At 52.4% G+C, this 13,305-nt stretch carries 14 protein-coding genes; 4 read left to right on the top strand and 10 right to left on the bottom strand.

Annotated features, from left to right (window positions below; genetic code table 11):
- Positions 1–148 precede the first annotated feature (148 nt).
- Positions 149–1,135 (top strand): metallophosphoesterase family protein, encoded by a 987-nt coding sequence (locus DVH26_RS16230; protein ID WP_239634811.1) that lies wholly within the window; start codon positions 149–151, stop codon positions 1,133–1,135.
- Between the two features lie 7 nt (positions 1,136–1,142).
- Here the strand turns inward: DVH26_RS16230 and DVH26_RS16225 are convergent, their stop codons facing one another.
- Positions 1,143–1,535 carry a hypothetical protein gene (locus DVH26_RS16225; RefSeq protein WP_239634810.1) on the bottom strand — a complete coding sequence of 131 codons (393 nt, stop codon included), beginning with the start codon at positions 1,533–1,535 and terminating at the stop codon, positions 1,143–1,145.
- 203 nt (positions 1,536–1,738) lie between these two features.
- Entirely contained in the window at positions 1,739–2,554 is an 816-nt protein-coding gene (locus DVH26_RS16220; RefSeq protein WP_239634809.1) for an SDR family oxidoreductase, read from the bottom strand.
- 152 nt (positions 2,555–2,706) lie between these two features.
- Between DVH26_RS16220 and udk the strand changes: the two genes are divergently transcribed.
- Positions 2,707–3,348 carry a uridine kinase gene (gene udk, locus DVH26_RS16215; protein WP_239634808.1) on the top strand — a complete coding sequence of 214 codons (642 nt, stop codon included), beginning with the start codon at positions 2,707–2,709 and terminating at the stop codon, positions 3,346–3,348.
- Here the strand turns inward: udk and DVH26_RS16210 are convergent.
- The 7 genes from DVH26_RS16210 to DVH26_RS16180 form a co-directional block, all read right to left on the bottom strand.
- Positions 3,284–3,583: a hypothetical protein gene (locus tag DVH26_RS16210; protein ID WP_239634807.1), complete on the bottom strand. Its 300-nt coding sequence runs from the start codon at positions 3,581–3,583 to the stop codon at positions 3,284–3,286. The two genes, udk and DVH26_RS16210, sit on opposite strands and share 65 nt — an antisense overlap.
- A 172-nt stretch (positions 3,584–3,755) precedes the next feature.
- Positions 3,756–6,062: a thiamine pyrophosphate-dependent enzyme gene (locus tag DVH26_RS16205; protein ID WP_239634806.1), complete on the bottom strand. Its 2,307-nt coding sequence runs from the start codon at positions 6,060–6,062 to the stop codon at positions 3,756–3,758.
- 40 nt (positions 6,063–6,102) lie between these two features.
- A complete protein-coding gene (locus tag DVH26_RS16200; RefSeq protein ID WP_239634805.1) occupies positions 6,103–7,110 on the bottom strand; it encodes a 2-oxoacid:acceptor oxidoreductase family protein in 1,008 nt (335 codons plus the stop codon).
- Between the two features lie 104 nt (positions 7,111–7,214).
- Complete coding sequence (locus DVH26_RS16195; protein WP_239634804.1) at positions 7,215–7,772, bottom strand: NUDIX hydrolase; 558 nt, start codon at positions 7,770–7,772, stop codon at positions 7,215–7,217.
- A gap of 199 nt (positions 7,773–7,971) precedes the next feature.
- Complete coding sequence (locus DVH26_RS16190) at positions 7,972–9,492, bottom strand: flotillin lipid rafts scaffold protein FloT (RefSeq protein WP_275590474.1); 1,521 nt, start codon at positions 9,490–9,492, stop codon at positions 7,972–7,974.
- Between the two features lie 13 nt (positions 9,493–9,505).
- Complete coding sequence (locus DVH26_RS16185; protein ID WP_239634802.1) at positions 9,506–10,039, bottom strand: NfeD family protein; 534 nt, start codon at positions 10,037–10,039, stop codon at positions 9,506–9,508.
- Positions 10,040–10,119: 80 nt separating this feature from the next.
- Positions 10,120–10,995: a LysR family transcriptional regulator gene (locus DVH26_RS16180; protein WP_345774060.1), complete on the bottom strand. Its 876-nt coding sequence runs from the start codon at positions 10,993–10,995 to the stop codon at positions 10,120–10,122.
- 121 nt (positions 10,996–11,116) lie between these two features.
- On the opposite strand from DVH26_RS16180, the gene DVH26_RS16175 reads away from it, so the two are divergent.
- The gene (locus DVH26_RS16175) at positions 11,117–11,830 is read left to right on the top strand and encodes an ankyrin repeat domain-containing protein (RefSeq protein ID WP_239634801.1); all 714 of its coding nucleotides are present in this window, start codon (positions 11,117–11,119) and stop codon (positions 11,828–11,830) included.
- Positions 11,831–11,866: 36 nt separating this feature from the next.
- The gene (locus DVH26_RS16170) at positions 11,867–12,328 is read left to right on the top strand and encodes a nucleoside deaminase (RefSeq protein ID WP_239634800.1); all 462 of its coding nucleotides are present in this window, start codon (positions 11,867–11,869) and stop codon (positions 12,326–12,328) included.
- On the opposite strand, the gene DVH26_RS16165 is transcribed toward DVH26_RS16170, so the two are convergent.
- On the bottom strand, positions 12,325–13,242 hold the full coding sequence (locus DVH26_RS16165) for a LysR family transcriptional regulator (protein ID WP_239634799.1): 918 nt from the start codon (positions 13,240–13,242) through the stop codon (positions 12,325–12,327). The genes DVH26_RS16170 and DVH26_RS16165 overlap by 4 nt on opposite strands.
- Positions 13,243–13,305 lie beyond the last annotated feature (63 nt).

The raw sequence follows: 13,305 nt of genomic DNA, 5'->3' as shown, positions 1-13,305 counted from the left end.
ACAACTAGAAACGTGAGACTTTATTCCTTTTATTGCTTATTCACGAAAGCTCCATACTCCGATGACCTTGGTCAAACATTTGTTGGTTACTCTGTAGTTGAAACGGGTAATAGCAACAGATTGAATTTTGCAGCCGGAGGTAGCCGTTATGAAATCCTGGACATTATCTATTGCTCTATCCTTAAGCATGCTGCTGCACGGCCAACCGCTCACAGCGGCACAGCCTGCAGCCAAGCCTCTCCTCTCCTTCCATGTCCTGAGCGATATTCACTTCCAAGCTTGGGACAAGCGGTCGCAGGTTAAGCTCCAGGCCGCACTGAATGATCTTAATACGATGAGCCCTGATGCGGATGCATTAATATTTAACGGCGATTTAACGAACGGACGACAGTCAGATTACGATAAGCTGAATGAGCTGCTGAAACGAACCGTTCATCCCGAGGCCGTATATTCAACGATAGGCAATCACGAGTTTTATCAGGCGTGGTATGACGCCAAGGGAAGCTGGAATGAAGCAGGTTTTCCCAATGGGGAAACGGAGCAGGCTTCTATAGGCAGGTTTTTGCAATTCACCAAGGAATCGAGTATTTATTATGAGAAAGAAATCGGGGGGTATCCGTTCTTGTTTCTCGGTTCCGAGCAGTACAGGCAATCGGATGCCGGAAATTCGGAGGATGCTTACTTATCCGACAGTCAGCTGGAATGGCTGAAGCAATCATTGAAAAAGCACGGGGCGAGCCGCAAGCCGATCTTCGTCTTCTTGCATCAGCCGCTTCCCGATACAGTAGCGGGTTCGTCCTGCTGCGTGAACAACCGGGCTGTTATCCAGCACCAGCAACTTAAGAATATCCTGTCGGCCTACCCACAGGTCATTTTTTTCACGGGGCATACGCACTGGGAGCTGAAGCATCCCGATACGCTGGTACAGGATCGCTTCGTAATGTTGAATTCTTCTTCTGTCGAGCAGCCGTGGACGGTTGGAGAGGATGGCGGGGAAAGGATGCTGTCTCCGGAAGCCAGCGAAGGCTTGCATGTGGAAGTGTATGACGGAAAAGTAATTATTCAGGGACGTGATTTCCACAGTCAACGCTGGATTCCCGAAGCGCAATATATCATAAGAATGAATACAAAGTAACGAACGGTTATATGACTGCGCTTAGGCCGCCGTATTTGGAGATAGCCAGCAGCAAATCATGGTGAATCGGCAAAATAAACTGTACCGCCCCAAGCGTGAAGATCCCGCTGCGGTTATGGACGGTAGCGCTGCGGACATAGATCTTGTAGTGCTGCATGCCGGCCGACATATTCATCAGCTCGCTGCCTTGACTTTTCCGGTTATGAAAAGCGATGCTTTTCAAGGATGAGGTGTCGAAAGGCACCACGCTGATAATGTCCTCCAGCTTCAAATGGTAATTGGCATGAGGCTTCTGGTAGACTACCTCCTTTGTGGAGACGGTGATACCGAAGTCTCTTTTCTTGTGCGACAGCTTTAAATCGCCTTCGATCGATTTGATCTGGATAAAGTTCTCATTCATAAGAAATCCTCCTTCTTCTGTGTTCCGTGACTTTAACGGCGGGACGGAAGCTCTGGATTCTTGTCTCCTTCGAAGCTTTCAACCAGCATACCACAATCCGGGGATGTACGCACGTTCTTTCCTAATGAGAAAAAGCCTGAAGCATAATTATTTTGCGGATGCTTCAGGCTAAATGGGGCTGCATAGCGGGAGTTGCCGTTACATTATAGCAGCGATTCCACTCCGTCAATATACATCTCGGTCCCGGAAATATGACTGGACGCATTCGAGGCCAGGAAAGCGATGAGATCGCCTACTTGCTCCGGCTGACCCGGACCGTGCTCCAGAGGCTGGCTGCCTTGCGGGTACTGAACCGGAATTTTTATTTTGTTCAGCTCGGGCGTCGGATGCGTGCTCTCACTGATGTGAGTTTGAATGGACCCCGGGCAAATCGCATTGACGCGGATTTTGTAACGGGCCAATTCCAACGCAGCCATTTTGGCAAATGCTACTTGCCCAGCCTTGGACGTGCTGTAAGCAGCCATGCCGAAGTTGGAGAACACCCGGTTCCCGTTAATCGAACTGGTGACAATGATGCTGCCGCCCTCATTTTTCATATAAGGAATTGCGTATTTCACGGTCAGAAACGTTCCCTTGAGGTTGGTGGACAGCGTATGGTCCCAGTCCTCCGGCTTCATGTCCTCGATTGGCGTCTGAACGCCGTTGATGCCTGCATTGGCAAACACAATATCGATCTTACCCCATTGCTTGCCTACCTTTTCTATGGCTTCGCGTAATCTCTCAGGGTCGGAGACGTCCACATCGGCCATAATGGCTTCTGTTTGCAACGATTCGATCTCTGCCTTCACCTGCTCGGTCCGGCTATCCTTCAAATCTAGAAGGCCGATCTTCGCCCCCTGCGCCGCCAACGCGAGCGCCGCGGCTCGTCCGATCCCCGAACCGGCCCCGGTAACGACGGCAATTTTATCCTTGAGCTCCGGATAAGCAGCCTTCGGTTTTTGTAACGTTTGTAAGCTCATGATGCACCTCAATTCTTGTTGGATGTGGGCTTGAAGTCCACGATTATTTTGCCATGTTTCGCAACAATTATGAGGCGCTCGAAACCGCAAACTGTTTGTGCTACAATACTTGATATTGTTAAAAAGTACACGTTCGGAGGGGTTATCGTTTCATGCTAATTATAGGTATCGCCGGTGGGACAGGGTCAGGCAAGACAACCGTCGCCCGCTCCGTAATAGAGAAGCTTGGCAGCGAACAAGTCACCTTTATTTCCCAGGATGATTATTATATGAACCAGAATCATTTGGAGTTTTTCGAGCGGGAGGCGATCAATTACGATCATCCTCTGGCTTTTGACAATGAGCTTCTGCTGGAGCATTTGAAGAGCTTGAAAAGCGGAAATCCAGTCAGCGCGCCGATCTATGACTTCTCCACTTATACCCGTTCCCTTGATACGGTGGGGCTGCAGCCTAATCCTATCGTTATATTGGAAGGGTTGCACGTACTGTCCGACGAGCCGATCCGCAGCATTCTCGATATCAAAGTATTTGTGGATACGGACCCCGATGTTCGAATCCTTAGAAGAGCGCTGCGTGACATGCAGGAACGCGGCCGTACGATCGAATCGGTTTATGAGCAATATTTGACTACCGTCAAGCCAATGCACGAAGCATTCATCGAGCCATCCAAAAAATACGCCGACATCATTATCCCCGAAGGCGGACATAACGAAGTCGGCATTAACCTGCTTACGGTTCTGACGGAGAAGTACTTACACGAGCCTTCTGCGTCTCTGCATCCCATAAAAGGATGAGCTGAGGATCATTCTTCAGCTTGACATTGCACAGCTTGAGCTGATTTTCGGAGAGCTCCAGCAGCTCCCATTCGTCAACAGGCTGGCCCTTGGATTCGAGAAAAGGAATATAGCTTGTCGCGGCGTCATCCTCGAAATCCCAAAATTTCGTTCCGTAGTAAGGCAGCCGGTATACATTGATTAGATTGCATGTATACAACTGCGAGGTTTGTTTATGCTTTAATACAAAAGGCATTGGGCCTGCCTCCTTTACTTCGGATCATAGTGGAAAAAAGACACGATCTCCATCGGAGATGGTGTCTTTTTTGTGCAGAGCTTCGCTTCACTTTTTGAGGCATGTTTCCCCGGGGCTCCCCGAAAAGTAATCGGAATCCGCTCCAGAGTTTTGCTTCACTTTTTGGGGATGTTTAAAGGTACGGGCTCTCGTGCTTCGCCTTCAGCATGTTCCAGCGGCGCTCTACTTCCGCCTCGAACATTTTGTACGATTCCTCGTACTCCGGTTTCACCATGTGCTTCGTTTTGCCCATCGTTTTGAGCCAATCCGACAACGGAACCTTCTTGTTCTTGTCCTCCGGATTGTACGTAATGTTCGTGACTCCGTGCTCGATCTCATAGAGCGGGAAGAAGCAGGAATCTACCGCCGCGCCAACAATGTTGGAGCCCTGCTCATCCTCGGACAGCCAGTTCAGCGGGCATGCGATCAAAATTTTACCGTATACCATTCCCTCGTTCTGAGCATACCATTGAGCTTTGGCCGCTTTGCGGACCAAATCCTGAGGGAATGCTTCCGAACCGGTGAAAACATACGGGATATGGGTCGCAGCCATAATTTGAGCCGTATCTTTATGGTGGAACACTTTGCCGCCCTGCTTCGAGCCGACATTCGACGTGGACGTTCTATGTCCCATCGGTGTCGAGTACGACAACTGAGCGCCGGTGTTCATATAGCCTTCGTTATCATATTCAAGAATGATCATTTTATGATTGCGCAGTGCGGCTCCGATTGCCGGTCCCATCCCGATATCCATACCGCCGTCACCGGTGATCATGACGAAAGTAAAGTCATCCTTCAGGTTCAGCTCATCGAGCTCGCCCCGTTTTTTCCGCTCCCAGAACATTTCCACCACACCGGACAGCGTCGCCGCACCGTTTTGGAACAAGTTGTGGATGTAGGTCGCTTTGTGCGCCGAATATGGATAACCCGTGGTAACAACCATGGCGCAGCCCGTGTGGAACAAGGCTACGATATCGCCTTCGATCCCTTTGAAGAACAGCTCGAGACCCGAGAAAATACCGCAGCCCGGACAGGCGCCGTGCCCCGGAGCGATCCGCTTCGGCTTCTTGGTCAAGGAACGGAGCGGCGGAATCCGCACATTCAGCTTGCCGCTGGCTTCATCCGGCGTTACCGTAATAAGACCGGTTTTCAAATCCTCATATTTCATCGGATTCAGCACGCGCTTCGGCGCTTTTGCAGGGTCGCCCGGCGTGTGTCCGTAATAATCGAACGGTACTTCGACCTTGCCCTTATCCAGAGCTTCGATCGCGAACTTGAACATATTATGGCCGTCCTCGGCATAAAAGTCTTTGCCGCCAAGCCCGTAAATACGGCTGATAACCATCGTATCGCGGTTGCCGTGAGTGAACAGAGCCGCCTTGATCTCATTCACCATGTTACCGCCGTGTCCGCCGTAGGAATCAGCACGGTCGCCCACTGTCAAAGCCTTCACGTTCTTGAGAGCTTCGGCGATAGCCTTTTGCGGGAACGGACGGATCATGTTAGGCGCGATCGAACCGGCTTTGATGCCTTGAGAGCGCAGCTGGTCGACAACGTCCTTGATGATCTCCGACGCGGAGTTCATCAGGAATACGGCTACCTCGGCGTCCTCCATCCGGTACAAGTCCAGAATCGGGTAGTCCCGGCCGGTCAGCTCGGCATACTCTTCCCGGATACGGTCGTAAACGCGTTCGGCATTGTACATTGCAACCGACTGCTGGTAGCAGTTGTTAATGTAGTCCGGCTCGTTCATGTACGGGCCTACGGTAATCGGATGCTCCCGGTCCAGCGTATCGGCGAATCCCGTCGGCGGCTTCTCCCCGATGAAAGCGTGCACATCTTCACGTTTTGCGAACGTTTGGACGCGGCGCTTTTGGTGAGAAGTGAAGTAGCCGTCGGATGCTACCAAGACAGGCAGGCGAACCTCAGGGTCCTCCGCTAATTTGAGCGCCATAATGTTCATATCGTAAACGGCTTGCGGGTCGCGGCACATCAGGATCGGCCAGCCTGTATTCAATGCGTAATACAAGTCGGAATGATCGCCGTGAATATCGAGCGGCCCCGAAACCGAACGGCACACGAGGTTCATGACCATCGGAAACCGTGTTCCCGATTGAACCGGCATCTGCTCCAGCATATACAGGTAACCGTTGGCGCTCGTAGCATTGAACACGCGTCCACCTGCAGTAGAAGCGCCATAGCATACGCCTGCGGAGCCGTGTTCTCCGTCCGCCGGAATCAGCTTGATATCGTGCTGGCCGTTAGCCTTCATTAAATCGAGAAATTGGGCGACCTCCGTCGAAGGGGAAATGGGAAAATAACCCATAATATGATAATTGATCTGGTGCGCTGCATAAGCAGCCATCTCATTACCGGATTCGTATACAATACGCTGCTCTACTTTTCCTTGAGAAATTTCTTTATTAATCTCAATGGCCAACTGGAATTCCACCTTTCAGGTTAGCTTATGGATAGCATGCTTATTTGGCAGCCAGATCAAATCGATGAGGCACGCGGTGCTCTTCGGCATAGCCGTCCGTTTCACGCAGCGACGACAGCGCCTCGGTCGGGCAAGCCTGTACACACTTCAGGCAGCCTTTGCAGTATTGATAATCGATCCCTTGCAAAAACATTTGCGGACGTCCTTTTTTGTCGGCCTGTTCGTCCCATACGAAGCAAAAGTCCGGACAGACCGTATCACAGGCGGCGCAATGAATACATTTGTCTTCCTCGAAGTTGGGCATCATGCCGGCCCTGGAAATGCTCAAATCTTTCAATATACTGTTGCCCGGGTTAGTGATGACACCACCCATAGGCTGGGTTTCGAAACCGAGAACCGGAGTATCCTGACGGATGAAATCGGGCATTTGCTCCCCTTCCGGCAAATCGAACGTCTGGAATTGAACTTCGTTGTAACCTCTTTCAAAAGTGTTGAGTGCAGGTTGGACGGCTTGAGGATACTTCTTCTCCAGCGATTTGCGGATGACATTCTTCATCGTGTCAGGGTTCAAAAATGGACAGAGCCGGAACAAAGCGCCTAGCATGGCCATGTTAACCCGGTTTTTCTCTTCGATTGCGATACCGATGGCATCGATGACAGCGATCGTGCCGCCTCGCATTTTCAGCTTTTCCTTCAACTCCTCGGGAGTTTTCGTGGAATTGACCAGCACCAGGCTGTCCTCGTAAATCCCGCTGACGACGTTGACCGTTTTTGACAAAGATTCATGAAATACGCCAACCACATGAGGTCTCTCTACGGGAGACGTATCGCGGATATTCGTGTTGATATCGCAAAATCGAATATGCGCTTTTACGGCGGAGCCTTTTTTCTCCGAACCGTAAGAAGAGAAGCTAACCCCGTTTAATCCTGCACCTACTACACCGGCTTCTGCAAGCATTTTGCCGGCCAAATTCGCTCCAAGTCCCCCTATGGACTCAAGACGGATTTCAAAAAAGCCCAGCTCGTTCGTTTTCGGTAACGTAACCATTGCATGACTCCTTTCGAGAATAGACTGCAGCAAGAGTATCTAAATATTATTTATATTCGGAATAGATCGACAAATTCCTTTTTTACCAAAAACTTTTTTCTCCGCTACACCCGAAATATTCCATATCCGTTAAGATGAACAAGCGGCTCCCGGTCAGGAAGCAATCCGTCCGACTTGCCGTTCAGTGCCACATCTACGAGCCATTGGGTGAAGCTCGCGACCTTCATCGACTTCATTTCCTCCAATGTGAAAAAACCGGCAGCGTCCACTTCCACTTCATCCGGTTTCGGTTCTCCATCGACATAATCCATTTCAAAGGCGATGTAAATGTTATGAATCTGTCTTGGTTGATCGCGCAATGCGACAATACCCTTCACTCGCGTATGGACACCCGTTTCTTCGAGCACCTCGCGGACGATAGTCTCCTCGATCGGCTCCAACTGCTCGATATAGCCGCCGGGATTCGTCCAATTCCCTTTGCCGGGCTCCTGGGCTCTGCGAACGAGCAGCACCTTGTCATCCTTCACTACAAGAGCTCCGACGCCGATGCTGTAGTTGCCCCAGTGAACCGCATCGCAGCTCGTACAGGCCCGTCGTTCCGCTCCTCCGATTTCCCGGGTTTCCATTGGATGACCGCATGCTGCGCAAAAATTGACTGTCATATGGTTTCCATCTCCCTGCTCCTAGTGTCAGCTCGCGTTCCAACTCCTGACAGTTGGAATCCATTCTACTATAGCTCGTTTACTTTGTTTGTTCAATGAAAAAAGCGCCAATAATTGCGCAGTCCATGCGTAGAAAAAAAGACGACCCGGGCGTCTTCTTGCGAAGAACCCGGGTCGATGCTTAAGGGATCAAACTTAATTACGATGCAGTTTCTGTCGAACCTGCGGATGCGGGAGCAATCTCGGCCGCTTTAGGCGCTGCCGCCGGACTTTGACCGCGCTGGGTCAGCCCCTTCACGAGCTTCTCGAGATCGATGCCGCTCACGCTTTTGAGCATTTCCGGCGCCGTAGCCATGAGCGAAGTGACGTAGTTGCTCACGCGGGCGGCTCCTTCGCCGTGTCCCGTATCGACCACCGTCAGCTTGTCGATGCCTTTGATCGGCTCCGCCACTTTGCCGGCGAGCTCCGGCAGCATCTTCACGATGATGTCGAGCACCGCGGCCTCGCCGAACTTCTCGAACGCCTCGGCAAGCTTCTGCTTCGCTTCGGCCTCGGCCAAACCGCGCAGGCGGATAACCTCCGCATCGGCCGTACCTTTGGCCCGCTCCGCATCCGCCACAGCCAAGCCCTCGAGCCGCTTCTGCTCGGCATTCGCCTTCGCCTCCGCCTCGATGCGGTACTGCAGCGCGTCGGCTTCGCGCAGACGCTTCGCTTTATCCGCCTCGGCCGCTTGCTCGACGGCGTAACGGTCCGCGTCCGCCTTCTTCTTCACCTCGGCGTCGTATTGCTTCTCGCGGCGAAGAATTTCCTTCGCCTCGAGGTCGATTTCGCGCTCTTTGCGAACGAGCTCGACTTTCATCTGCTCCTCGACCACGCTTTGCTTCGCGCGGGCCTCATGAATATTGTACGCTTGGTCGGCTTCCGCGCGCGCCGTATCCTGCTCGCGCTTGAAGCTAGCGACCTTCAGCTCCTTCTCCTTCGACGCTTCGGCGATATTCGTGTCCCGAAGCAGCTCGGCCTTCTGCCCTTCCTCCTCGGCGCGGGCTTTCTGGATCCTCGCATCCCGGACCGCCTCCGCTTCGGCAATCTCCGCATCGCGCTTCACCGCTGCGATTCGCGGCTTACCTAACGCATCCAGGTAACCGTGCTTGTCGCGCAAATCCTTAATCGTGAAGGAAACGATTTGCAAGCCCATCTTCTTCAAATCCTTCGCAGCAACGCCCTGCACTTCCTGAGCGAATTTATCGCGGTTGCGGTAAACCTCCTCCACCGTCATGGAGCCCAGAATTGCGCGAAGATGCCCTTCCAGCACCTCCTGCGCCTCTCCCTTCAAGGCTTCCGTCGGCTTGCCCATGAATTGCTCAGCCGCAGTCGCTACATCCTCGACGCTGCCGCCGATCTTGATGATCGCCACGCCGTCAGCCATTACGGGCACGCCCTGCTCCGTATAGACCTCCGGAGTGGAAACGTCCAGCTTATGGGATAGCAGAGAAAGAAACTGGGACTGCTGGAATATCGGAATAATAAATGCGCCTCCGCCGCGGACGATCTTGATTTTTCTCCCGGAATCGTCCGTCATGACGTTTTTCGCGCCGAGGAACGATCCGGTTACGATCATTGCTTCGTCAGGGCTTACCGTTTTGTACCGCGCCCAGAATGCGAGTCCGAAAACGAGTATGACCCCTACTATCACGGCTGGAATAACTAAAGATTCTGGCATGAACATCTCTCCTCTACTCCAATTTATCTAAACGGGCTACGAACAGCGTATCGTCCTTCACTTCGACGACAACGACCCTCGCGCCGGTTTGGATTTCGTCTCCCTCATAGCTTGCGGCAATCTGATTCGTGTTGCCTGCTCCCGCGCGCAACATGACTTCTCCATAGCCGACGGAAGGTACGGTTACCGTAACCTCCGCGATCTTGCCCGCCATATCGTGGATGGAGAACGCTACCGAATTTTCACTGTTTTGCATCGGCTTCACGTACAGGAAATAAATGAGGACCGACATCAGTAAGGCGCATACGACAGAGCTGAACAGAACGGCTATCGCACTCCAGGCCGTATACTTCGACAACAAAATGCCGGCTCCGCCCCATACGGTAATGCCGCTGAACAGAACCATCGGCTGCAGCGCGTGCAGGTGCTCGCCTGACAAAAAGTCAAACATGCCGTCCAGCACATTGCCTAAAATATCGCCTAAAACGACGGTTACGAGAGCCAGCAGCACGCCGGTGATGAGCAACCCCCAATACAATTGCAGCATGGGCACCCTCCTGACTAATTTAGTTAGCTTCGTAAAGTAATACGCCAAATCCGAGGAAAAGTTTCAAAACTTTTCCTGAATTATCCGTCCTTCCATAACTCCAGGAACCGGCTGGCGGATGGAGACAAGTGGTGCTCCTTCAGCCATATAAACCCCGATGATGCCGTCCAGGCGGAATCCGCAAGCTCATGGACCTTCACTTTATACCCCCGGTGCTTCTGCAGGACGACCTCAGGTACTATCGCCGCCCCGAAGCCGGCCTCCACCAGCTCCATCAACAGGGCGATATCCGAGCACTCGCATACGATGTTCGCCTCCATGTGTTCTCTAGACAGCCGTTCCACAATCATGTGATGGAGACCCAGCCCGTCTGTGCTCGGGATGATGAGCGGGAAATCGCCCATCTGCTCGTACGTAGCCTGACGTCCGTCCAATGCCGATAACGGAGACGTAAGAAAATACAACGGCTCGGTTTTGATATGATAATAGGCGAATTCATCCAACTGGAGCGGAAAGCGGATCAGGGCAAGCTCAATCGCCCGTTCCCGGATCAACCTGCAAAGATGCGCCGATTCGTTCTGCTGAATTTTGTAGGTAATATCCGGGTATTGGGATTGAAATTGGAGCAGATGCCGCGAAAACGCCTCGGCTGATAGCGTGTTGACGCCGATCGTCAGCTTGCCGCGCATGCCGAGTCCGGTCTGCCTTACTTCCATCTGCGTTTGCTCCATCGACTTGGTAATATGAAGCGCATGCCTGTACAAGGTCGAGCCTGCCTCCGTCAGCTCCAGACCGCGGCCGTGGCGGATGACTAGCGGAACTCCCAGCTCCTCCTCCATCTGTTTCAACTGTTGGCTTAGCGGCGGTTGAGCCATGTGCAGCTTCTTGGCGGCGGCGGAGATTTGCTTCTCCTCCGCAATTGCAATAAAGTAACGCAGTTGCCGAATATCCAGCATTTGAACCTCCATGATCTCCTATATGGATTACGTATGCTTTTCTAATTTTAATGATATTTTCCGTATATTAAGATCCATGGTAGCATAGAAACAAGCACTTCGAAAGGGTGGTGTACGCTCTATGTGGATACCCATCACGTTATTGTCCATTGCCATTACACTTACGGGCTGCTCAATAGATGCAACACAGCCCGTCCAAACCGGAAAGGAGTCGGTTCAACCGATGGAAACCGAAATGAACAAGAACGCCCAATTGATTGAGGCCGCGGAAAAAGGAGATAATGCAGCAGTAGAACGGCTGCTTGCATCGGGAGCCGATATTAACGCCACGGACGGCAGAGGCAGAACGGCTGCAATGGCCGCCACGCACGGGAACAAGCCGGAAACCTTGCGGCTGCTCATTGCCAAGGGCGCCGATCTGAATATCCGAGACCAGCGCAGCGATAATCCGCTCTTGTACGCCGGTGCGGAAGGATTGCTGGACATCGTCAAAATCGCCGTAGAGGCCAAGGCGGATACGAAGCTCACGAATCGTTACGGCGGAGTCGCCATCATTCCCGCTTCGGAAAGAGGTCACGTCGAGGTAGTCAAGGAGCTGCTGGAGCATTCGGATATTAATGTGAATCATATCAACAATCTCGGATGGACCGCACTGATCGAGGCGATCGTATTAAGCAATGGCGGAGAAAAACATCAGCAAATCGTTCGCCTGCTTATTGAACATGGCGCTGACATAAACATACCGGATAAGGACGGCATTACCCCATTGCAGCATGCGAGATCGCGCGGCTATAAAGAAATTGAAGCTATGCTGGTTCAAGCAGGAGCCAAATAAAATACGCGCATCGATCAACAGGAGGGATACGACACCATGAAACCCAATGAGTTTATGCGTCAAGCGATCGAGCTCGCTTATAACAATACGAAGCAGCATGGCGGCAAGCCGTTCGGAGCCGTCATCGTCAAGAACGGCGAAATTATCGCTACCGGAGTCAACGATGTATTGGTTACGCACGATGTAACTGCGCATGCGGAAATTCAGGCGATCCGCGAAGCATGCAATAAGCTGCAAAGCCCGCTGCTTACCGGCTGCGAGGTGTATGCCAGCGGCCAGCCGTGCCCGATGTGTCTCGCGGCCATCCATTGGACCGGAGCGAAAGCGGTCTACTATGCCTATACCGAAGAAGATGCGGCAGCCGTCGGAATGAGCACCAAGCATGTGTATCAGCAGCTATCGCTCCCTCTAGAGCGGCAATCTCTGCCTATTCAACGGATGGAGCCGGATACGGCGCAGAACCCGATGGAGCTCTGGAAGCAAACGAACCGGCGTTAACCGAACGGTTTGCCGTTCTTTCTGCCCGGCTCGACATGCAAATATTGCTGTAAAAACATGGTGGCGGCTGACGAAAGCCGCCTATTTTTCAATAGGGCGATGCCTATTTTACGCTGCGGAATGGGTTCCGTCAGCTTGACCTCGGCCAGCTTGCCGGTTGCAAGCTCCGTCTGGACAAACTGCCGGGTAACGAACGATATGCCGAGTCCCGCCTTGGCGAACTCGATCAGCAGGTCGACGCTGGCCAGCTCAATCTCCGGTTCGATAGCGACGCCCTGCGACAGGGCGAAATCCTGGATAAAACGCCGGGAGCTGCTGTTTTTGGAAAACAGAATCAACGGATTCGCCGAAAGCTCCGACAGCGGGATCGGCTGCTGCGTCAAATGAAAATATCTCGGACCCGCCACGAAACAATCCTGTACCTCGATCGTCTCCAATATGGTTAGCGAGCTGTCTGCCACCGGCAGCCTGACGATGCCGAATTCAATCCGCCCCTCCTTGATGTTCTGTATAATTTCCGGAGTCGTCCCGTGTACCAAGTCCAGCCGAATATGCGGAAAATCGTTGCAGAACCGGCCGAGCGAAGGCAGCAAGTAATGCTTGCACAACGAATCGCTGCTCCCGAGCCGCAGTTCTCCGCGCAATAAGTTATTGATGTCCGCCAGCTGCCTTTCCGCCGATTCGATCACTTGAAAAGCAAGCTCGATCTGTGAATACAGCAGCTGCCCCTCCTCCGACAACCTCATCCCTTTGGGTCCCCGATGAAACAGATGAACGGAGAGCTCGCTCTCCAGCTGCTTGATCGCATGGCTGACACTGGGCTGCGTAATGAACAAACGCTCCGCGGCTCGTGAGACGTTCTGCTCCTTGGCTGTCCAATAAAAAGCGCGATACAATTCCAGATTGGCAATCATGGTATTATTCCCTTCTATATCTGCTATGTATAATATCGATTTCATATATACCTCATCGTCCTA

It is taken from the genome of Paenibacillus sp. H1-7 (genome assembly GCF_022354825.1).
Taxonomy (GTDB): Bacteria; Bacillota; Bacilli; order Paenibacillales; family NBRC-103111; genus Paenibacillus_S.
This window is presented reverse-complemented; position numbering and strand designations above follow the sequence as displayed.

Excerpts from the sequence above, each read along its gene's own strand:
- DVH26_RS16230 (WP_239634811.1), top strand. The coding sequence starts at position 149 with ATGAAATCCTGGACATTATCTATTGCTCTATCCTTAAGCATGCTGCTG.
- DVH26_RS16225 (WP_239634810.1), bottom strand. The coding sequence starts at position 1,535 with ATGAATGAGAACTTTATCCAGATCAAATCGATCGAAGGCGATTTAAAG.
- DVH26_RS16220 (WP_239634809.1), bottom strand. The coding sequence starts at position 2,554 with ATGAGCTTACAAACGTTACAAAAACCGAAGGCTGCTTATCCGGAGCTC.
- udk (WP_239634808.1), top strand. The coding sequence starts at position 2,707 with ATGCTAATTATAGGTATCGCCGGTGGGACAGGGTCAGGCAAGACAACC.
- DVH26_RS16210 (WP_239634807.1), bottom strand. The coding sequence starts at position 3,583 with ATGCCTTTTGTATTAAAGCATAAACAAACCTCGCAGTTGTATACATGC.
- DVH26_RS16200 (WP_239634805.1), bottom strand. The coding sequence starts at position 7,110 with ATGGTTACGTTACCGAAAACGAACGAGCTGGGCTTTTTTGAAATCCGT.
- DVH26_RS16195 (WP_239634804.1), bottom strand. The coding sequence starts at position 7,772 with ATGACAGTCAATTTTTGCGCAGCATGCGGTCATCCAATGGAAACCCGG.
- DVH26_RS16190 (WP_275590474.1), bottom strand. The coding sequence starts at position 9,492 with ATGCCAGAATCTTTAGTTATTCCAGCCGTGATAGTAGGGGTCATACTC.
- DVH26_RS16185 (WP_239634802.1), bottom strand. The coding sequence starts at position 10,039 with ATGCTGCAATTGTATTGGGGGTTGCTCATCACCGGCGTGCTGCTGGCT.
- DVH26_RS16180 (WP_345774060.1), bottom strand. The coding sequence starts at position 10,995 with ATGCTGGATATTCGGCAACTGCGTTACTTTATTGCAATTGCGGAGGAG.
- DVH26_RS16175 (WP_239634801.1), top strand. The coding sequence starts at position 11,117 with ATGTGGATACCCATCACGTTATTGTCCATTGCCATTACACTTACGGGC.
- DVH26_RS16170 (WP_239634800.1), top strand. The coding sequence starts at position 11,867 with ATGAAACCCAATGAGTTTATGCGTCAAGCGATCGAGCTCGCTTATAAC.
- DVH26_RS16165 (WP_239634799.1), bottom strand. The coding sequence starts at position 13,242 with ATGATTGCCAATCTGGAATTGTATCGCGCTTTTTATTGGACAGCCAAG.